This window comes from uncultured Streptococcus sp. (assembly GCF_905372115.1).
In the GTDB taxonomy this organism is placed as follows: domain Bacteria; phylum Bacillota; class Bacilli; order Lactobacillales; family Streptococcaceae; genus Streptococcus.
Map to the genome: position 1 here is coordinate 1 of NZ_CAJPNR010000035.1, position 20,986 is coordinate 20,986.

15 protein-coding genes, 8 tRNA genes and 1 pseudogene are annotated in these 20,986 nt (G+C 44.0%); 4 read left to right on the forward strand and 20 right to left on the reverse strand.

Going from position 1 to position 20,986, the window contains the following annotated elements:
* Window positions 1-1,943, reverse strand: a pseudogene (locus tag QZ169_RS08790) (DNA-directed RNA polymerase subunit beta); the annotation flags it as partial.
* A 393-nt stretch (window positions 1,944-2,336) separates the two neighbouring features.
* A complete protein-coding gene (gene pbp1b, locus QZ169_RS08795; RefSeq protein WP_295506441.1) occupies window positions 2,337-4,757 on the reverse strand; it encodes a penicillin-binding protein PBP1B in 2,421 nt (806 codons plus the stop codon).
* A 154-nt stretch (window positions 4,758-4,911) separates the two neighbouring features.
* On the opposite strand from pbp1b, the gene tyrS reads away from it, so the two are divergent.
* Window positions 4,912-6,168 carry a tyrosine--tRNA ligase gene (gene tyrS / locus QZ169_RS08800; RefSeq protein WP_295506461.1) on the forward strand — a complete coding sequence of 419 codons (1,257 nt, stop codon included), beginning with the start codon at window positions 4,912-4,914 and terminating at the stop codon, window positions 6,166-6,168.
* A gap of 92 nt (window positions 6,169-6,260) precedes the next feature.
* Complete coding sequence (locus tag QZ169_RS08805) at window positions 6,261-7,109, forward strand: putative RNA methyltransferase (protein WP_049544117.1); 849 nt, start codon at window positions 6,261-6,263, stop codon at window positions 7,107-7,109.
* Between the two features lie 83 nt (window positions 7,110-7,192).
* On the opposite strand, the gene QZ169_RS08810 is transcribed toward QZ169_RS08805, so the two are convergent.
* Both QZ169_RS08810 and QZ169_RS08815 read right to left on the reverse strand, forming a co-directional pair.
* Window positions 7,193-8,323, reverse strand: a complete 1,131-nt coding sequence (locus QZ169_RS08810; protein WP_002903507.1) for an ABC transporter ATP-binding protein — start codon at window positions 8,321-8,323, stop codon at window positions 7,193-7,195.
* Window positions 8,324-8,500: 177 nt separating this feature from the next.
* Window positions 8,501-10,771 carry an SIALI-17 repeat-containing surface protein gene (locus tag QZ169_RS08815; protein WP_295506443.1) on the reverse strand — a complete coding sequence of 757 codons (2,271 nt, stop codon included), beginning with the start codon at window positions 10,769-10,771 and terminating at the stop codon, window positions 8,501-8,503.
* Between the two features lie 355 nt (window positions 10,772-11,126).
* Here QZ169_RS08815 and QZ169_RS08820 point away from each other — a divergent pair, with 355 nt between their 5' ends.
* Together QZ169_RS08820 and QZ169_RS08825 are read left to right on the forward strand one after the other, a co-directional pair.
* Window positions 11,127-11,729: a TetR/AcrR family transcriptional regulator gene (locus QZ169_RS08820; RefSeq protein WP_295506445.1), complete on the forward strand. Its 603-nt coding sequence runs from the start codon at window positions 11,127-11,129 to the stop codon at window positions 11,727-11,729.
* Window positions 11,730-11,934: 205 nt separating this feature from the next.
* Window positions 11,935-12,507, forward strand: a complete 573-nt coding sequence (locus QZ169_RS08825) for a TetR/AcrR family transcriptional regulator (protein ID WP_268687092.1) — start codon at window positions 11,935-11,937, stop codon at window positions 12,505-12,507.
* A 141-nt stretch (window positions 12,508-12,648) separates the two neighbouring features.
* Here QZ169_RS08825 and QZ169_RS08830 read toward each other — a convergent pair whose 3' ends face one another.
* The 16 genes from QZ169_RS08830 to QZ169_RS08905 form a co-directional block, all read right to left on the reverse strand.
* Complete coding sequence (locus QZ169_RS08830; RefSeq protein ID WP_002928823.1) at window positions 12,649-13,251, reverse strand: DUF6287 domain-containing protein; 603 nt, start codon at window positions 13,249-13,251, stop codon at window positions 12,649-12,651.
* Between the two features lie 85 nt (window positions 13,252-13,336).
* Window positions 13,337-13,555, reverse strand: coding sequence for a heavy-metal-associated domain-containing protein (locus QZ169_RS08835; RefSeq protein ID WP_002928822.1), 219 nt, complete (start codon window positions 13,553-13,555; stop codon window positions 13,337-13,339).
* A gap of 20 nt (window positions 13,556-13,575) precedes the next feature.
* Window positions 13,576-15,822, reverse strand: a complete 2,247-nt coding sequence (locus QZ169_RS08840; protein ID WP_295506451.1) for a heavy metal translocating P-type ATPase — start codon at window positions 15,820-15,822, stop codon at window positions 13,576-13,578.
* Window positions 15,822-16,265 carry a CopY/TcrY family copper transport repressor gene (locus QZ169_RS08845; RefSeq protein ID WP_125434548.1) on the reverse strand — a complete coding sequence of 148 codons (444 nt, stop codon included), beginning with the start codon at window positions 16,263-16,265 and terminating at the stop codon, window positions 15,822-15,824. Before QZ169_RS08845 ends, QZ169_RS08840 begins: the two co-directional genes overlap by 1 nt.
* 147 nt (window positions 16,266-16,412) lie before the next feature.
* Window positions 16,413-17,915 (reverse strand): zinc ABC transporter substrate-binding protein AdcA, encoded by a 1,503-nt coding sequence (locus tag QZ169_RS08850; RefSeq protein ID WP_295506455.1) that lies wholly within the window; start codon window positions 17,913-17,915, stop codon window positions 16,413-16,415.
* Window positions 17,916-17,924: 9 nt separating this feature from the next.
* The gene (locus QZ169_RS08855; protein ID WP_002910879.1) at window positions 17,925-18,731 is read right to left on the reverse strand and encodes a metal ABC transporter permease; all 807 of its coding nucleotides are present in this window, start codon (window positions 18,729-18,731) and stop codon (window positions 17,925-17,927) included.
* A complete protein-coding gene (locus tag QZ169_RS08860) occupies window positions 18,724-19,434 on the reverse strand; it encodes a metal ABC transporter ATP-binding protein (protein ID WP_295506457.1) in 711 nt (236 codons plus the stop codon). The genes QZ169_RS08855 and QZ169_RS08860 overlap by 8 nt, the downstream gene beginning before the upstream one ends.
* Window positions 19,431-19,874, reverse strand: coding sequence for a zinc-dependent MarR family transcriptional regulator (locus QZ169_RS08865; protein ID WP_295506459.1), 444 nt, complete (start codon window positions 19,872-19,874; stop codon window positions 19,431-19,433). The genes QZ169_RS08860 and QZ169_RS08865 overlap by 4 nt, the downstream gene beginning before the upstream one ends.
* A 358-nt stretch (window positions 19,875-20,232) precedes the next feature.
* Window positions 20,233-20,316: transfer RNA gene (locus tag QZ169_RS08870), tRNA-Leu, on the reverse strand.
* A gap of 12 nt (window positions 20,317-20,328) precedes the next feature.
* Window positions 20,329-20,400 (reverse strand) — tRNA-Gln (locus tag QZ169_RS08875).
* A 13-nt stretch (window positions 20,401-20,413) separates the two neighbouring features.
* Window positions 20,414-20,486, reverse strand: a tRNA-His gene (locus tag QZ169_RS08880).
* Window positions 20,487-20,496: 10 nt separating this feature from the next.
* Window positions 20,497-20,567: transfer RNA gene (locus tag QZ169_RS08885), tRNA-Trp, on the reverse strand.
* 8 nt (window positions 20,568-20,575) lie between these two features.
* Window positions 20,576-20,656 (reverse strand) — tRNA-Tyr (locus QZ169_RS08890).
* Between the two features lie 13 nt (window positions 20,657-20,669).
* A tRNA-Phe gene (locus QZ169_RS08895) sits at window positions 20,670-20,742 on the reverse strand.
* 5 nt (window positions 20,743-20,747) lie between these two features.
* A tRNA-Met gene (locus tag QZ169_RS08900) sits at window positions 20,748-20,821 on the reverse strand.
* A 19-nt stretch (window positions 20,822-20,840) separates the two neighbouring features.
* Window positions 20,841-20,930 (reverse strand) — tRNA-Ser (locus QZ169_RS08905).
* Window positions 20,931-20,986: the final 56 nt, after the last annotated feature.

Genomic DNA, 20,986 nt, shown 5'->3' on the forward strand with positions numbered 1-20,986 from the left:
TGCATGTTGGCACCCATGAGGGCACGGTTGGAGTCGTCATTTTCCAAGAAAGGAATACATGCTGTCGCTACGGCAACTACCTGCTTAGGCGATACATCCATGTAGTCTACTTGGTCTGATGGGAATTCTTGGTTATTACCTTGATGGCGTCCCATAACGATAGGCTCAGCAAAGCCGCCTTTTTCATTCAGTTTAGAGTTGGCCTGCGCTACGATAAATTCATCTTCCTCATCAGCTGTCAACCAAACGATTTCGTTGGTTACCACGCCAGCTTCACGGTCTACCTTACGGTAAGGCGTTTGAATAAATCCGTATTTGTTAAGGTGTCCATAAGAAGACAAGTTATTGATCAAACCAATGTTCGGTCCTTCAGGCGTTTCAATCGGACACATACGGCCATAGTGAGTATAGTGTACGTCCCGCACTTCATAACCAGCGCGGTCACGTGTCAAACCACCAGGTCCTAAGGCAGATAGACGGCGCTTGTGAGAGAGCTCAGACAGCGGATTATGTTGGTCCATGAACTGAGACAACTGTGAAGAACCAAAGAATTCTTTAATAGCTGCAGTTACTGGACGGATGTTGATGATTTGCTGCGGTGTGAGAACTTCATTATCCTGAACACTCATCCGTTCACGAACATTACGCTCCATCCGAGAAAGTCCGAGACGAACTTGGTTGGCTAAAAGCTCGCCAACTGCACGAATACGACGGTTCCCCAAGTGGTCAATATCATCTACACGACCGATGCCTTCAGCCAAGTTGAGGAAGTAGCTCATCTCAGCTAAGATATCAGCTGGTGTTACAATCCGTACCTTGTCAGAAGGATTTGCGTTACCGATGATAGTCACAACGCGGTCTGGATCAGTCGGAGCCACTACCTTGAACTTCTGCAATTCTACAGGAGCTGTCAAGACAGCTGAGTCGTTTGGAATATAAGTGATTTTGTTCAAACCATTGTTCAGCTGCTCTGCAATGCTGTCAATGACACTGCGGGTCATAACTGTACCAGCTTCAACCAAGATTTCTCCTGTTTCAGCATCTACCAATGGCTCTGCAATGGTTTGGTTCAGCAAGCGTGTCTTGACGCTGAGTTTCTTATTAATCTTGTAACGACCAACTGCTGCCAAGTCATAACGATGCGGATCAAAGAAGCGCGCATCAAGGAGAGAGCGAGAGCTTTCAGCCGTCTTAGGCTCACCTGGACGAAGACGCTCATAGATTTCTTTCAGAGCTTCATCCGTACGAGAGTCCATTGGGTTCTTGTGGATATCTTTTTCAATGGTATTGCGCACCAAGTCGCTGTCACCAAAGATGTCCAAGATCTCATCATCACCTGAGAAACCAAGCGCACGCACCAGAGTGGTAAATGGAATCTTCCGTGTCCGGTCAATACGAGTGTAGGCAATGTCTTTTGAGTCTGTTTCCAACTCTAACCAAGCACCGCGGTTAGGAATAACCGTTGAACCGTAGCCAACTTTTCCGTTTTTGTCAACTTTATCGTTAAAGTAAACCCCTGGAGAACGCACCAACTGGGATACGATAATCCGCTCACCACCATTGATGATGAAGGTTCCCATTTCAGTCATGATTGGAAAATCACCAAAGAAGACTTCCTGAGTCTTGATTTCACCAGTTTCCTTGTTAATCAGACGGAAAGTCACAAAGATTGGCGCTGAGTAGCTGGCATCGTGAATGCGTGCTTCTTCCAGCGTATATTTAGGCTCACGGATTTCATAGCCGACAAATTCCAATTCCATGGTGTCGGTAAAGTTTGAAATAGGAAGTACATCTTCAAAGACTTCCTTCAGACCATGATCCAAGAAATCTTGGAACGAATCCGTTTGGATTTCAATCAAATTTGGTAAATCAAGAACTTCCTTAATTCTTGAAAAACTACGACGGGTACGGTGTTTACCGTATCGAACTTCATGTCCTGCCAAGTTTTTACTCCTTTATGATAAGATACTGAGCCCTTGATAAAGCGAGAAGAAAGGTATCTTTTTCTTAACGCTTTGAGGGCGAGTTCTGTGAAATGTTTTCAGAGGAAAATCCTCTGTCATTTACAATGCTGCAAAACAGCCACAATCAGTCCCTTTTGTTTAATTTTCAGAAAAATTAAATTTTGGTTACATAATCCATTTTTCCTAAAAATAGGCACAAAAAGAGCAGCTAAATCTGACTTATTCAAGTTTGATTTAACTGCTGTAAGCTTCTATTTGGACAATATTTCAAATAAAGCACACGACAAATTATTGCTATCATTATACCTTATTTAGCTAGAAATTGCAAGGATTTCATCCGCTTTCTGAAAAGTTAAAACTGTTCTTGATGCGCTAATTCCCCTGCCGATTATTGTTAGAATTGGAGTTGGAGTTGGAATTAGAATTAGAGGTAGAACCGCCCAGTATAGCTGACCAAGCCTTCTGATAATCCGCATCTGATGCCCCGATACCAAAGCGGTAGGTCGTGGTCGGAGCACCGTTTTTAGCCCAATAGCTAGGCACTGTCGGACCACTGAGATTAACAGAGCGGCCGTTTACCGTTACTGTACCTGGCTTTTCCCCTGTGGACTTGAGTACATCAGACTTAATCACACTCGGATCAAGAGTGAACTTATCACCAACACCCCAGGCATTCGGATCTGCCTGATAGATGGCATTTACCATATAGGCCATGTAGGAGGCATTATTATTATAACCAGTCAACGCCGCCATAGAGCTATTATCATCATGACCAATCCAGCCTCCCAAAGTCATCTTTGGAGTAGAAAGCATCAGCCACATATCACCGTTGGTATTGGTCGTTCCAGTCTTACCAATCCAGTCGGCACCTGCTAAAGTTCCATTGACCTGACTGATTCTGGATTTATAGGTCGTAGTAGCTCCAGAATTGATAACTCCCCGCATGAGCTCCTGCATAATCGTAGCTGCTGCTGGACTGTATATCTGAACAGGGTTGGTCTTATGCTGGTAAATCACCTTGCCATCTCGGTCAGTGATTTTTTCAACCATGTATTTTTTCTGGTAGGTTCCATTATTGGCCAAAGTTTGGAAACCATTGGTATGCTGAGCTACAGATACTTCGATTCCCCCGCCCATAGGCAGACTCTCAATGCTGTAGTCATCAATGTAATAGCCCATTTTCTCCATATAGCCACGGACATTGACACCTTTTTCGCGTAATCCGCGGTAAGTCCAATAAGCAGGGATATTCCAAGAAGTATTGAGCGCTTCTTGCAAATCCATCATGGCTGTACCACGGCTGTCCACGTGCATGATTGGATCGCCGCTTGAAAAGTTAGTTGGATAATTGGAAAGAACGCTGGCGCTGCCCATCAGACCTTGGTCAATAGCAATTCCATAAGCAAGAATCGGCTTAATGGTCGAACCCGGTGAGCGCTCCGTATCAAAGGCGTGATTGTTCTGATTGGAAGCATAGTCTCTACCTCCTACAAAGCCGATCACAGCACCGGTTTTATTATCCAAGAGGACATTTCCCACCTCAACTGCACCAGTTCCGTCATCCAAGATGCCGCCATAGTTGGCTACTGCATTTTGCATAGCGGTGTGGATGTTCTTGTTAATCGTGGTGGTAACAGTATAGCCACCATCGCTCAGTTCCTTAGCAGCCAATTCCTTGTAGGCCTTGACAGTGTCGTTGTTTTTCAGCTCTTGCTGGGAAACATTATCCCGCTGAATCAGGTACTCATACATGGTCTGCTGGGCTTCTTCGACCGCTGTGTAATAAAGGTAGCCATGCGAAGATTTTTCCGAGCTTTCAGATGGCTTGAAATCCTTGGTCAAGTCGTAGTCCTTGTACTCCTTGTACTCTTTCTCGCTTAGATGGCCCGTACGATACATATTATAGAGCACATCCTTGGCACGTTCCAAGCCCAGAGCTAAATCCCCTGCACTCTTGAGACTGCCATCCGCTGCATAAGGCGAATAAACAATCGGACTCTGTGGCAAGCCGGCAATAAAAGCAGACTGGGGCACTGTCAAATCCTTAGCAGAGACACCAAAAATCCCTTGAGCCGCTTCTTCCACACCAGCGATATTCTGCCCCTTATTGTTGCGCCCGAAAGGCGAAACGTTCAAGTAGGTGGTCAAAATATCATCCTTGGACATGTAGCGCTCCAAAGCCAGCGCATCAACAATCTCGGTCGCTTTCCGCTTGAAAGTTGGTGCATCCCCCACCACCTGCTGCTTGATTAACTGCTGGGTAATGGTTGACCCCCCGCTAGACGAGCCAACTCCAACAACTGAACCCAGCGTAGCCCGAAGCACAGCCTTGGGAACGACTCCCTTATGCGTTTCAAAATTCTCATCCTCTGTAGCGATAACAGCTTTTTTTACATTTTCAGAGATAGCGTCACTCTTAACCGGAATGCGGAGCAAATCATTGTCCACTTCTGCAATCAAGCTGCCATCGGCATAGGTAAGCTTAGAAATACCAGAGATATTATTCACCTGCTTGACCAGCTCTTCCTGCTTAGGCACTTCCACCTTACTGAAAAGACTAGCTGCATAGCCTATCCCAATCCCAGCACCGATTACGGCACCGAAGAAGATAAATACAAAAGCCATATTCATCAGAAGCTTAAAAGTCCGCAAGAAAACAGCAAAAACATCACCGATAGACCATCCATTGTTGCCACTAACGATCTTCTTGCTCCATTCCGGAAGATGTATTTTTTTGATAAACTGCTGGGCTTTTCCCCAGAACTCTTTTAATTTCTCTATTAATTGTTCCAAGTTTGATTCTCCTTGTTATCTTCCCATTATACCAAATATCTATGATTTATTTCAAGGAATCATTGCTATTTAAAAGCTTTATGATACAATAGAGTAACATAAATTTAAAATATAGATAAGCCAATTTCTTGGCTTTTAGAACAGGAGAGACATGATGCACATTTTTGATGAGCTAAAAGAACGTGGCTTGGTATTCCAAACTACTGATGAAGCAGCTTTACGCAAAGCCTTAGAAGAAGGACAAGTCTCTTATTATACCGGATACGATCCAACCGCTGATAGCCTGCACCTAGGCCACTTGGTAGCCATTCTGACTAGCCGCCGCCTGCAACTAGCTGGCCATAAACCCTACGCTCTGGTTGGAGGAGCAACTGGATTGATTGGCGATCCATCTTTTAAGGATGCAGAGCGCAGCCTCCAAACCAAGGAAACCGTGGAAGGCTGGGTGAAATCTATCCAAAATCAGCTTTCTCGCTTTCTGGACTTTGAAAAGGACGATAATAAGGCCGAAATGGTCAATAACTATGACTGGTTCAGCAGCATCAGCTTTATCGATTTTCTGCGCGATGTTGGTAAATACTTCACTGTCAACTACATGATGAGTAAAGATTCTGTCAAGAGCCGGATTGAGACAGGGATTTCCTATACAGAATTCGCCTACCAGATCATGCAAGGATATGACTTCTACGTCCTCAATCAAAACCACGGCGTGACCCTGCAAATCGGTGGTTCTGACCAGTGGGGGAATATGACAGCAGGTACAGAACTCCTGCGCCGCAAGGCTGACAAGACTGGCCATGTGATGACCGTTCCGCTCATTACCGACGCTACTGGCAAAAAATTCGGCAAGTCAGAAGGCAATGCTGTCTGGCTCAATCCTGACAAGACTTCTCCTTACGAAATGTACCAATTCTGGATGAATGTCATGGACGCAGACGCTATCCGCTTCCTGAAAATCTTCACCTTCCTGTCCTTGGATGAAATCGAAGAGATTCGTCAGCAGTTTGAAGCGGCACCACATGAACGCTTGGCGCAGAAAGTTCTAGCTCGCGAAGTGGTCAGTCTGGTTCACGGTCAAGAAGCATATCAGGAAGCTCTCAATATCACTGAGCAGCTCTTTGCTGGAAATATCAAAAATTTGTCCGTCAAGGAACTCAAACAAGGTTTGCGCGGTGTGCCTAACTATCAGGTCCAAGCTGACGAAAATCTTAACATCGTGGAAATCCTCGTGTCATCTGGTGTGGTCAACTCAAAACGTCAAGCTCGCGAGGACGTCCAAAATGGCGCTATCTACCTCAATGGTGAGCGCATCCAAGATTTAGACTATGTCCTCAGCGCCTCAGATAAACTGGAAGACGAGCTGACAGTTATCCGCCGCGGTAAGAAGAAATACTTTGTCCTGACCTACTAAAGATAAAAATCCGATTACCTGAATCGGATTTTTCTATGCCTTACCAAAAAGAAGTCATTCAGCTATATAAAAACAATAGAAAGAGAGCGCCTATGAAACCAAAACTCGCCCGCTTTGCCCAAGCTCCAGCCCTGGCCTGTCCACTCTGCCAGCAAAGCTTGGCTATGGAAGAAAACAGCCTCAAGTGTCCTAATCGCCATTCCTACGACATCGCTAAATTCGGTTATGTCAATCTAGCTCCCCAGGCCAAACAAGCTAAAGACTATGACAAAACGAGCTTTCAAAATAGGCAAGCCATCTTGGAAGCCGGCTTTTATCAACATATCCTAGACGAGTTGCTAGATCTGCTACAGACCCTGCCTGAAGAACAGACCATTCTAGACGTCGCTTGCGGAGAGGGATATTATGCTCGAAAAATCCAGGAAACATTCCCCAACAAAGAAATTTACGCTTTTGATCTATCCAAAGATTCTATCCAACTAGCTGCCAAAAGTGATCAGAGCCTTGCTGTAAAATGGTTCGTAGGTGATTTGGCACATTTACCCATTCAGGATCAAAGCATGGATGTCTTGCTAGACATCTTCTCACCAGCCAACTATCATGAATTTCAGCGAGTATTGAAAAAAGAGGGACTTATCATTAAAGTCATCCCAACAGAGAATCATCTGAAGGAAATTCGCCAAAAAGTTGCTCAATATCTGGACAAGAAAGATTATTCTAATCAAGATATCATCCAGCATTTCCAGAAACACTTTACCATCCTATCTAGAAAGACCGTAGAATCAACCCATACTCTGCATTCTGAGGAGAAAACTGCCCTGCTGCAGATGACTCCTTTACTCTTTCATGTTGAAAAAAATCTAATCAATTGGGAGCAGCTTACACATGCCACCATTTCAGCTGAGATTCTTATCGGAAAACTAAAACAAGAAAAAATCTAATCACCTTTTAGTAAAAAATGATGTTATAACAGCCATTTTAAAAACGCAGACAGGACTGTCTGCGTTCTTTGTTTATCAACTGATTAATAGACTGTCTTCTCTGTCTCTGGATCAAAGAAGTGTGCTTTATTGAGGTCAAAGCCTAGGTCAATACCTGCACCAGTTTCTAGGTAATCCCGTGAATCCACACGCGCTACAAACTCACTAGAACCCACTTGGCAGTATAGATGAGACTCCGCTCCCAGCAATTCTGAAACAGAAATCTTGGCATGCACAACTGAATTCGGGAAAGTTTCCAAGAAAGCAGCCTCTGCATTAACATCCTCTGGACGAATACCGAAGATCAACTCCTTGCCCTCGTAACCTTTCTCCCGCAGAACCTTGAGAGCTCCTTCAGGTACCGTCAAGCGCAGACCTTCTGCTACAATCTCATTCCCTTCAAGCTTAACTGGGATGAAGTTCATAGCTGGGCTACCGATGAAGCCGGCAACAAACTTATTAACTGGGTTGTTGTAGACTTCTTGAGGTGTACCAATCTGCTCCACTCGTCCAATCGTTCCAGTTCCAGCAGGATTCTTGGTCGCTGACATGATAACGATACGATCCGCCAGAGTCATAGCTTCAGTCTGGTCATGGGTGACATAGATAGTTGTTGCCCCAATACGGCGGTGAATCTTGGCAATCTCCGCCCGCATAGAAACACGCAGCTTAGCATCCAAGTTAGACAGAGGCTCATCCATAAGGAAAACCTTTGCATCCCGAACGATTGCGCGTCCCATAGCTACCCGCTGACGCTGACCACCAGACAAATCAGCTGGCTTACGTTGCAAGAATTCCTTCAAGCCTAGGATTTCTGCTGCTTCATTAACCCGTTTGTCAATATCTTCTTTACTGTACTTGCGCAACTTGAGACCAAAGGCCATGTTGTCGTATACAGTCATATGCGGATAAAGGGCATAGTTCTGGAAGACCATAGCGATATCACGGTCTTTTGGTGCCACATCATTGACCACTGTACCGTCAATAGAGGCAGTTCCTTCTGTGATATCCTCCAAGCCTGCAATCATACGCAGCGTAGTTGATTTTCCACAACCAGAAGGACCGACAAATACGATAAATTCTTTGTCCTTGATGTCTAGATTGAAGTCTTCCACCGAATAGTGGTCGCTGTTGGGATATTTTTTATAGATATTTTTCAGATTTAATTCGACCATAATAAGCCCCTTCTTTTGAATAAAAATATTTTCTTTCAAGCTCTCGTTTGCAAAGCGCTTTCACATTGTCCATTATATCGTTTTTTTTTAACTTTTTCAAGCGTTTTTAGTAAAACGTTTGCATGATTTTTGAAAATTTTTTCCATCAAAAAAGAGACCAAGTGGCCTCTTTAAAACTTAATCTTCCTTTTTTCTACTACGGAATGACAATCCGGCTGCACCTAAAGCGCTGATAACTCCTGCAACTGTGAGAAGAGCATTAGAAGCTTGACCCGTATGCGGCAAGACTGACGTACCACTCCTACTTTCCATGTTTTTAAGCTGAGCTAGCTGGGTGACCTTAGCTGATGAATGCTGCTCTTGTACTGATTTGGTCCCATCAACTGCTGGCAAAATACCGCTAGTTACTTGGTAAGCAGGTAAAGCATCAGCTACTGCCGCGTCAGCAGCATTGACACCACCAGTAAATTCCGGAAGAGCCGACATTTGAGGAGCACTGTCTGGATGTGCGCTCCTGACTGATGGCTGAACGCCAGCATCATAGGTGTTATGTTCTGTCATAGTTGGCTCTGAATCATTGACGCCGCCAGTAAATTCAGGACGTGTTGCTGTTGCTGCTTCTGAATCATTAACATTGCCACTGAATTCTGGTTGTGCAGACGCCTGTGGAGCTGTATCAGGATGAGTTCCAACTTCATGGCTAGATAAATCATATTCCGACGCCGTTGCCGTTTCTGGTTCAGAGTCGCTGACTCCTCCACTAAATTCAGGACGTGTTGCTGTTGTTGCTTCTGAATCACTAACATTTCCACTGAATTCTGGCGTAGCTTTCTTTGGTGAATCACTTGGAATAGAAGAAGTCATCTCAGCTTTGGCAGCATTCTTGACAATCGCTTCGAGAGTTTCAAGAGCTTTTGTCTGCTCAGCAGCAATCTGTTCCTGCAGCTTTTCTGCTTTTTCTGCACTGTCTACACTATCATCCAGCTGTGCAATCGCATCTGTCACCGCCTTTAATGCTGCTCGAATCTTTTCTTTAGCTTGCTTTTTATCGAGCTCTGAAAGTGTTTGATGTTCAATTGCTTCAAGCTGTTTATCAGCTTCCTCTTCAAGCTCATCTAAAACCAAATCTTTGCCAACTGGATGAATCGTGTCCAAGCTAGTAATTCCAGCTTCCTCAATTCTCTCTAGTTCCTCTTCGGTATCAGCCTTTTCAAGCGCCGTTTTCGCATCTGCTAGAGTTGCTTCCGCTTCAGCTTTAGCCGTAGCCCGTTCTGCATCTGACAGATTCGGGTTGCTCCGTAAGTCGGCTAGCTTATCAGACAGAGCAAGATCTAGTTTCAGTCCAGTTGTAACTTTCAGCAAACCTTGCTTCTCTGTCGCTATCTGTTCTTGAATTTTTTCAGCATCATCAGGACTTTCAACCCAGGCATTATGAGCTGCAATTGCTTTTTTAGCTATGGCTGCTACATCTTCAATTTTCTTTTTAGCTGCCGTTTTTTCTTCAGCAGAAATACTTTGGCTCTTCTCAACAGCCTCAATAGCAGCTGTTCTTTCTTCCTGAATTTCTTTTAAAAACTGCTCTTTGCCAATAGGGTGAATCTTGGCTAAGTGGGCTATGGCTGTTTCTTTTGCCTGATCATAGACTTCCTGAGAATCTGCTCCTTCAATAGCCTTCTTGGCTGCTTCCACCACTTGCTCTATTTCGCCTCTAACCGCTTTCTTTTCTGCTTCTGAAAGATTAGGATTTGCTTCCAAGTCAGCTAACTTAGCTACTAGAGTGAAATCTACGGTTGAACTTGCTATAAATTTGAAAAACTTATCTTCCTCGGTTACTGCTTGCTCTTGAATCACTTCCGCCTGCTCTGCTGTTGCTGCATTAACATCTAATTTCTGAATTGCATCCTCTGCTTCTGCAGCCTTCCTCCTTACAGACTCTTGGAAGCTTTTCTTTTGCTCCTCAGGCAGTAAATCGCTACTATCTACAAGTTTGTCAAACTCTGCTTTCCCATTTTGGATTTCATCTAGAAGTAAATCTTTGCCGACTGGATTGATAGAGTTGATGTCTGCCAATCCATCTTCTTTGGCTTGATCAATCCTTTCTTTATCCTCAGCTGCGGCAATTTCATTCTGAGCCTTTGCCGCTGTTTGATTGACTTCGTCCTTAGCTGCTGCAAGCTCCTCATCTGACAAATTCGGATTATTCCCAAGATCTGTCATTTTCTCAGCCAGAAATGTGCCTACTTCCTTGTTAGCAGCCTCCCTGACTGTTGTCAAATCCTGATTTACTGGCGATGCAGCGACTGAAGTCTCTACTGCATTTGCCACTGGCTGCTCCTCATCAGCCGCCACTATACTGTGACCTAAAAACAGAGCACAAATAAGGACTGAACCAACACCTAAAACTGACTTCCGAATAGAATATCGCAAAACTTTTTCTGTTCTTTTCATTTTATTCTCCTCTGAACATATTTTATTATCCTGATCATTAATCCTGAATAAAAAGTCCAGTCAAACCTCCCATAAATCTTTCAGATTTGGTAATCTTTAAACTACACTTTCTATTTGACTTCTGATAAGATTTTTTATTATTTTATCATATTAATATTTTAAAGCAAAACAATTATCGACTTGATCTATGTACATTAATTGTAAAATTGTCCAGTTTTTAAATAGACACAATGTCCAAAAATCAAACTAAAATTTTTCCATTTAACAATGTGTAAACTTTTTTAGTAAAAATTCCGGGCTATTTTCTAGCTTATTTCAGACAGAAAAAGTAAAATGGTATAGGAGGGATAAAATTATGGCTCTTAATACACGAGATAGGATTTTAGATGCATTTTTTGAATTAGCAGATAAACAGCCAGACAGGCTGCGTTTTACCTTTACAGAAATCGCTAAAAAAGCCGGTTTGTCAAGACAGGCCATTTACAAACGACACTTTAATAACACTACTGAAATTATCGAATACATTCGCCAAGATATGGTAAAGCAAGCCTTTGCTCCCAATTGGAATAGCAACAATTCTGAAGCGGGCTTAGATCCTTTCGCCTTTTTGGCTCAAACGATTCTTCCCGCTATTTATGAGCAACGCCAACGCATTAAAATATTATATACTAGTTCTGTCGATCCTCTGTGGAGCGATTTTATTACTGCCAGTTACAAGGACTGGATCGAGCAGAATCTAAATCTTGACCACCAAAAATTAGGTATTCCTGAAGACCTGGCCAATCAACTGCTGGCCGGCTGGATTAGTTCTCTTATCGAGAATTGGATCACTCAGGATGACCCCGTTCCTTGCAAGCAGTTTTCTAAGACATTTCTCAACCTTGTATCTTCGCCCCTAACCAGCTTTGCTGCCTATGATAGTCCAGCTGGTCCTTCAAACAAAATTGTTATCGCATAACCAATTAGAAGAAAAGCAGAGAAATGGCAGAACCAGTCCTTGTAAGGGAAGACTGGTTTTTTATATTAAATTTTAAAAATAATTGGACATTTTCTCTATAAAGTGTTATCATTTTAGTTGACAAATGGTAAACTACTTTGTTGGAGTCTGCTCTATTTTTTTAGACATACCAGCAAGAACTTAATATAAAAGAAGGAAGGTACTTATGCCCCAAGATACTCGAGACAAAGTCGTCAATGCCTTAATTGAGCTGGCAGAGCAAAATCCTGAAAAGTCTTATTTTACTTTTTCAGAGATTGCTAAACAAGCCGGTCTATCGCGCCAGGCCATCTATAAAAAGCATTTTAGTAATGTTGAAGACATTATCCAATACATCCGCCAGACAATTATGGCTCCGTTTTTGCCCCTGTATGAAAGCTACGAAGAAGGAAATGGAGAAAATCCATTCTGCTTCTTTGCCAAGCATATGATTCCTACCCTCTATGAACATAGGAAATGGATGAAGGTGCTCTACACTACAGCTATCGATCCTTTCTGGAGTGACTATCTATCTACCTTCTTCACTCAGTGGGTCGTACAAAATTTAGAAATTGACTCTAAGAAATTGGGGATTTCGAAAGAGATGGCTACTGAAATTGTCGTCAGATGGATTAATTCCCTCATTGAGATTTGGATCATCAAAGAAGACCCTATGCCTGCAGAGGATTTCGCCAAATTGTTCCTGAATGTAATTTCAACCCCTATGGATCAATTTATAACGCCTCATAGTGAGTCCTAATTCAACTCAAAATTATGAAGCCCGCCTAATTTAGGCAGGCTTTTTTATCTGTAAAATTTCTTACTCTACCAAAGAAAAAAGAGCAGATGTTTTTCTGCTCTCCTCAATATATAAGTTATAAAACTAAAAGCCAAGCTACGTTTAATCTACTCGATAATAGAAGCTGCCTTGCTCGTCAAAGCTATTCATGCCAACACCTGTCCAGATTCTATCTTGGCCAGCATCTGAGTTGTCTGTAAAGTTTTCCTTGTCAGCGACCTTAACTCCCTTAGGAAGAAACTCAATCAGAAAACCTCCGCTTTCTCCGCCGTAGACACCGCCAGCAGCAGTCCCATAGTCTGTCAGTGAAGCTCCGTACAATTCATAAACACTTGAAACCAAGCCCTTGTCATCAAAAACAAGCTGGTTGCCAGAAGCATCCTGCCAGGTTCCTTTAACGCTGGCATAATTGCCATTTGCAAGTGCTGAAATGTCCATCGCTTCCTTCTTTTCCTTGTTTTTTTCTGTGCTTGCACTCTCTGAGCTAGTGCTGCTAGCCGCTGAAGTTGCTGCTGCAGTTGATTGACTGGATACCTGCTCCACAGAACTTGTTACCGAGCCAGTACTGCTAGTAGACGTCTCTGATTGATTCGTAGCACTGCCCTTTGAGCAAGCTGTCATAGCTAATAAAGCAGCTCCTGCTAGTAAAAAAGGTAAAGCTTTTTTCTTCATTTTTCTCCTCTTTCTCACGGTAAGATAAATCATGTGATTAGTAACATTATAGATTATTTTATCGCTTTTTACAAGAAGAATTCTAGCAACTGGGCAGGCGCAAAGCTACTGACTTTATTCATTCAGCTTCTGCCACATCCAGAACCCTGTAGATTGTCTTTGCCAGAGCAACTTCATAATCAGCTGTCCCATAAGGCTTATCAGTCGTGACGTGGGCTGTCTGCTGTTCTAGATCTACCGCCACATCTGACACTCCCTCCATAGATAGGAAGTGCTGGGTGACATGTTTAACACAGTTTTGACAAGATAAGTTTTCTAATTGAACTGTTTGTTTCATAGATTCATTCCTCCGTATATTTAGTTCATTTTAAAGCGTCCTAGACGCAGAGCATTGGCCACTACTGACACTGAGCTCAAGCTCATGGCCAGACCAGCCAGCATAGGATTGAGCAAGGGACCGCCGAAAAGATGCAGTAGACCCATAGCAATCGGGATGCCTAGTGTATTGTAGGCAAAAGCCCAGAAGAGATTTTCCTTGATATTACGGATGGTTGCCTGACTGAGCTTGATAGCCTTGACTACATCCTGCAAATCACTATGCATGAGCACTACATCTGCCGACTCAATAGCTACATCAGCGCCTGAACCGATGGCAATTCCCACATCTGCCTGAACCAGAGCCGGCGCATCATTGATACCGTCTCCGACCATGGCCAGTTTTTTCCCAGCTTCCTGTAAGTTCTTGATAGCAGCGACCTTACCATCTGGCAATACACCTGCGATGACTTTTTGGATTCCAGCTTTCTGGGCAATAGCTTTCGCGGTTTCCTCACGATCCCCTGTCAGCATGATAACTTCTAGTCCCATAGACTGAAGCTCCTGCACAGCCGACAGGCTACTAGATTTCATCTCATCTGCTACCGCTAGAATACCAGCCAACTGTCCATCTACTGCGACAAACATGGCTGTCTTCCCTTCTTGGGATAGCTCCAACAACTGTTCTTGAAAAGCATTGCTGTCAATGTTCTTTTCTTTCATCAAAGACTCATTTCCCACCAGAAGCTGTCTGTTCTCAACCCGAGCTGACAAACCTCGGCCAACAATGGCCTCAAAATGATTGACAGGCAGTAAGCCAAGCTCCTCCTCTTCAGCTGCTGCCAAAATAGCCTGAGCCAAAGGATGCTCAGAATGCTGCTCAGCACTGGCTATTAACCGCAACAAGTCGGACCGATTCAAATCACTCAAGGGCAGCAGATCTGTCAGACTGGGCTTACCAACCGTAATCGTCCCCGTCTTATCAAGAACAATAGTATCCAGTTGATAAGCTGCTTCCAAAGCTTGTCCAGACTTAATCAGAATTCCATTTTCAGCCCCTTTACCAGTCCCAACCATAATGGCTGTCGGAGTGGCTAATCCCAGCGCACAAGGGCAGGCAATGACCAGAACTGCGATAAAGATTGACAGAGAAAAGCCAAGGCTCTCACCAGCTAGAACATACCAGCCCAGCGCAGACAAAGCAGCCAAGCTCAGCACGATTGGGACAAAATAAAGCGAAATTTTATCGGCCAAAGCCGCTATTGGCGCCTTAGACCCCTGCGCTTCCTCCACCAATCTAACAATCTGGGCTAAGGTCGTATCCGAACCCACTCTAGTTGCTTGGTAGTCAATACTACCATTTTGATTGATTGTTGCACTGGTAATGGTATCGCCGACCTTCTTTTCAATCGGGACACTTTCACCAGTCATCATGGACTCATCCACAAAGGTCTGCCCTTCCGTCACAAGGCCGTCTACCGGCATACGCTCCCCTGGCTTGATACGGATAATGTCCCCAACTCGGATATCCTCCGTATCAATGGTCACAGCTTCACCATAACGAATCACTGTCGCCTGACTAGGCACTAGCTCAAGCAGAGACTGAATTGCCTGAGACGTTCTCCCTTTAGCTGAACTTTCCAGATATTTCCCCAGAAGAACCAAGGCAATAATCACTGCAACCGACTCAAAATAGAGCTGATGAACAAAGGCATGATAGCCTAGAAAAACCTGACCGACCGAGTAGAGGCTGTAAAAAAATGCTGCACCGGTCCCCACCGCAATCAAACTATCCATATTAGAATGCCTCTTGATAAGATTACGAAATCCTCGCTGATAAAAGCCACGACCAATCCACACAGCAGGCAGAGTTAACAGCAGTTGTGACAGAACGAAGACCAAGGGATGCGTCATATGGTCCAAGAAGCTGGGCAAAGGAAAACCGACCATACTGCCCATCGAGATATAAAGCAAAGGCAGAGCCGTAATCAAAAGAATCAGTATCTCTTGTTTCTTTCTTCGTAATGCTTGCGCTCTAGCCACAGCCTCTTCGTTTACTTCAGACGGTCGGTCTTTTCCTTTTTCTTCCGCCTGATAACCAGCCTCGGCTACAGCATCCAGAACTTGCTGGCTGTCAAATCCCGCCTTAGGAAGCAAACTGAGACGTTCTGTCGCCAGATTGACACTGACGTCCTCGACCGTTTCCAAGTCCTTGACCGCCATCTCTACCGTCATAGCACAGGCAGCGCAGGTCATACCTGAGAGCTTGTATTCTTTCTTCTCGCTCATCAATGTGCCTCCTTTCCGTGCCCGCAACGACACTGGCCTTGTGGGCAGTCGCATTTGATTTCCAATGGTGCCGACGCTCTTTTCTTATCAATGACCTGGCTGAGCCGCTCCAAGTCCCCTTGACTGAACTGACTTCTCTCAATCATCGAAATTAAAAGATCTCCGTGTTTAGTATTACAGATATTGTCAAAAAGCGCCTGCCATGTACTTTCCAGATGGTCCGCTTCTAAAATTCGAGCATCGTAGTAAAACTTGCCCTCGATTTTTTCCATGGCAATAAATTCTTTGGTCTTCAGACGATTCAAAAGGGTCTTGATGGTTGCCGGTTTCCAAGAAAAATCGGCTTCCAACCGCTCTATAATCTCTGTACTGCGACTATGTGGATAAGCCCATAGGACACGCATCACTTGCCATTCTGCTTGGCTAATATTTTGCTGTTCCATTGTTTAACACCCCCTTATCATTTACATTTGTAATCTAACTCTTTATTAGTTTACATTTGTAATCGTAATTTGTCAAGTATTTTTATCATCATTTCCTGATATACAAAAAAGAAGGCGGGATAGTCCCGTCTTCTTACTTTATTTATATTAATGCGCCAACATCTCTTGGGCAATTTCTTGACCTGTCAATTTACTTGGATAGTAGGTTGGCCAGTTTTCCAGCTCGTCAAAGAGTGCTTCCTGGCTTTCGCCGCCATAGAAGATGTGGAAATGAGCCGCCTTAGTAGGTGCAATGTTGTGATCGCTAAACTGAACATACTTGTACTCACCAGCATCCTCGTCTGTCGCTTCAAACATGAAGCGTACCCCTCGATTTCCCTTAGAGTAAGTCAGAGTGTGCTTACCAACGTATTTATACGTATATTTCTTAGATTTTCCATCTACCACAAATTCCATAGTCTTGTCTGTGATATTGATATTGGAAACATCTGTCTTGTAGCCCTTGTCATAGTAGTCCTTGTATTCAGCTGCCGTCATTTTGCCAGTCAGCTTAGCCTTGTAGTCAAAGACTTGATCCAAGGTACCGTCCTTCAGATATGGGTAAACAGACTGCCACTCGCCAGCATAGTCAGACAAAGTACGATCCTTGACGGCACTGTCTTCAAAGTAGCCGTTTTGAACTGTCTTATCGTCTTCTTCTTTCTCGGCTGCAATCTCTGCTCCCTCTTGGTCAGTTGTCTTCTTAAGAGCCTTTAGATTGGCTTGCATGATAGAAATATAGTCTGCCCCGTCCTTGGTCTGCTCTTCAGTCAAGCTTTCCAGCGGATTCAAGACATCAAGTTCTACTCCTGTTTCCTTAGCCAGAGTAGAAGCCAAAGCCTGAGAAGCATTCTCTTCAAAGTAGATATACTTGATATTATTTTTTTTGATATACTCAGTCAATTCAGCCAAGCGTGAAGCGGATGGCTCACTGTCTGGTGAAAGGCCAGAAATTGGCACCTGCTTCAAACCATAGTCCAATGCCAGATAGTTAAAGGCTGCGTGCTGAGTAACAAAGCTCTTTTGCTTGGCATTGGCCAAACCATCTTCATATTCCTTGTCCAAGGCTTCCAGCTTCTTGATATAAGCCGCTGCATTTTTCTCAAAAGCCGCTTTCTTGTCAGGATAAGACTTGCTCAAGCTATCACGGATGTTCTCCACCATTTTAATAGCCCGCTTCGGTGACAGCCAGACATGGGGATCATAGGCATGATGATGTCCCTCTTCACCATGGTCATGGTCTTCTTCCTCTTCACCGCCAGGCAGCAAGAGCATATTTCCAGTCGCCTTGATAACCTTTTCTTCCTTATTTTTCAAAGTTTTTAACAGATCAGGGACCCAAGTCTCCATGTTTTCATTTTCATAGACAAAGGCATCTGCATCCTGAATCGTCGCAACTGCCTTAGCTGAAGGCTCATAATCATGTGGCTCTGTACCGGCCCCGATTAGAAGTTCAACATTGGCCTCATTTCCAGCCACCTGCTTGGTAAACTCATAAACAGGATAAAAAGTCGTGACAATATTGAGCTTGCCATCTGCATTTTTTTGATTGGAACAAGCTACTAAGAAAATACTCAGTAAACCTGCTAATAGTAAGCTAATTTTTTTCATTTTCTGCTCCTATTTCATAAATTTTTTGACCAGATTGACCAGCAAGAACAAGCTGACGAAGATAATCGTAATGCTAGCACTAGCTGGCGTCTCTGCATAGTAAGAAATATAAAGTCCAGCAATCATACCAAAGAAACCAATGGCATTTGCCAGCAAAATAACCGACTTGAAATTTTTCCCAATCCGCAGAGCAATACTAGCCGGCAAGACCATAATGGTCGAAACCAGCAAGGCTCCCGCAGCTGGAATCATGAGGGCAATCGCAACACCCGTCACGATATTAAAGAGAATGGACATGGTACGCACAGGCAGCCCATCCACAAAGGCCGTATCCTCATCAAAGGTCAAGATGTACATGGGGCGAATGAAGAGGAAGGTCAAGACAAGCACCACAGCAGCAATAACAAAGAGAGAAATCACCTGCTCCCTACTGATAGTCACAATGGATCCAAATAGATACTGGTCCAGACTCATCGAGCTAGAACTCTTGCCTTTACTCATAACAATCAAGGAAATAGCTAAGCCGGTTGACATGAGAATGGCCGTTCCGATTTCCATGAAATTCTTATAGATAGTCCGCAGATACTCCAAAAAGACTGCTGCAACAATGACGACAAGCACCGTTGTGAGAGTGGGCGATAGTCCAAGAACCAATCCAAAAGCTACACCTGCTAGCGAAACGTGACTGAGCGTATCACTCATAAGGCTCTGCCGACGTAAAATCAGGAAAGTCCCCAGAATCGGTGAGAAGAGGCTCATGGCAATAACTGCCAAGAAGGCTCGCTGCATAAAATCATAGGAAAATAGATTAAGCATGGCTCACCCCCTGTCCATTGTCGCTTTCATGCACATTGAAACAGCGCCAAGGTGAGTCCTGGTTACGGACCAGATGAATATTGCGGTCAGCATATTTACGAACTTCTTCCGGATCGTGTGTAATCATCAAGACAGCTTTCCCATGCTGATGAGCACTATGGTGCATGAGTTTGTAAAATTCATCCTTGCTGCCTGCATCCATACCTGTTGTCGGCTCATCAAGGACAAAAATATCCGGATCCGAAGCAAACATCCGAGCAATCACAGCCCTCTGCTTTTGCCCGCCAGAGAGAGAACCAATCTTCTTATCTCGATGTTCCCACATTCCAACCGACTCCAGACTTACCTTGATATGCTCCTCATCATGCTCATTCAAACGACGAAACCAACCCTTACGTGGAAAACGTCCCGACTTGACAAACTCATATACCGTACTAGGAAAACCTGCATTAAAACTAGCAATCTGCTGAGGTAAATAAGCAATCCGCAGTTTCTTGCCTCGCACATTGGTCTTGGAAATCTTCACTTCCCCATGCTTAGGCTGCAAAATACCCAAACTAGCCTTGATAAGCGTCGTTTTAGCAGCTCCATTTTCCCCCGTCAAAGTTACAAACTCACCACTGTCTAGAAAATAATGAATATGCTCCAGCACAGGCTCCTTGTCATAATAAAAGGAAAGATTATCGACTGTGATATATCTCATTTACCAATCTCTCCCACCAAGGCTTCCAAGAACTTCGCAATTGTCGCCTGTTCACTAGCAGAAAACTGCTCTGCCAATTTTTGATACGTCTCCAAAGTATGTGCGTGATGATGCTGATGTTCCTTTGCAATCGGCTGAGCTAACTCAGTCAAACGGTAAAAGGTAACCCGTGCATCCCTCTTATCTTTAAAGGCTTGCAGCATCTCTTGCCGAACCAAGGATTTCACAGCCTTAGTCACAGCAGCTTGACTCACATTCAGTTTTTTTGCCAAATCAGAATTTGTCAAATATTCCTCAGACAAAAGCATCAAAATATGCTCCTGCGTATTGGTTAAAGGCACATCACTCGTGCAAGAACCAATCAGAATCTCATGCTGATTTTCTGCTTTCAAAATAACTTCATTTAAAAATTGATCGATCTTCTCTGCTAAATGAGTCATTTCCTCCTCCTTCTCTTAACCAGTTAAAGCTTTACTGGTTAATTATACCACAAAAAAGAAAAGAGTCAAGAATTTTCAGTAAAAGTAAGATGCTTTTCACAAAAAATATTTAATTAGACAATTAGATTCTTAAGCCCTAAAAACTCAATCAGAGAATAAAAGGAACAAACCAAGCTGCCTCGTATTAGCATTCTAGATCTTATAATCCATTGAATGGCGAAATTCTTCCATATCCATTACACGAGTTAAGTGTAAATTTACAAGCAAAATCAAGATTCAATCTTCCGCTTTAGCTTGCAAATAATTACTAAAGAGAAAACAAAAAAACGAAGCTAAACACTTCGCTAAACTTAAGCTATACCGGCGGCCGGGGTCGAACCGGCACGTCCGTGAGGACACTGGATTTTGAGTCCAGCGCGTCTGCCAATTCCGCCACGCCGGCTCAAGTTTTTAACTGGGGTAGCTGGATTCGAACCAACGCATGAGGGAGTCAAAGTCCCTTGCCTTACCGCTTGGCTATACCCCAATAATATTAAATAGGCGAGTGATGGGGATCGAACCCACGCATGCCAGAGCCACAATCTGGTGTGTTAACCACTTCACCACACCCGCCATATTTAAACACGGGCAGTAGGAATTGAACCCACACTGAAGGTTTTGGAGACCTTAGTTCTACCTTTAAACTATGCCCGTAAAGGTTATGGAAGGGGAGGGATTCGAACCCCCGAACCCGAAGGAGCGGATTTACAGTCCGCCGCGTTTAGCCTCTTCGCTACCCTTCCGATTATAAAATTATGGCGCGAGACGGAATCGAACCGCCGACACATGGAGCTTCAATCCATTGCTCTACCAACTGAGCTACCGAGCCAACTATTGCGGGAGCAGGATTTGAACCTACGACCTTCGGGTTATGAGCCCGACGAGCTACCTAGCTGCTCCATCCCGCGTCAATACTATTCGTCCCTAAGGAGGATGTGGGATTCGAACCCACGCACGCTTTTACACGCCTGACGGTTTTCAAGACCGTTCCCTTCAGCCGGACTTGGGTAATCCTCCGAATATATAGTCCGTACGGGATTCGAACCCGTGTTACCGCCGTGAAAAGGCGGTGT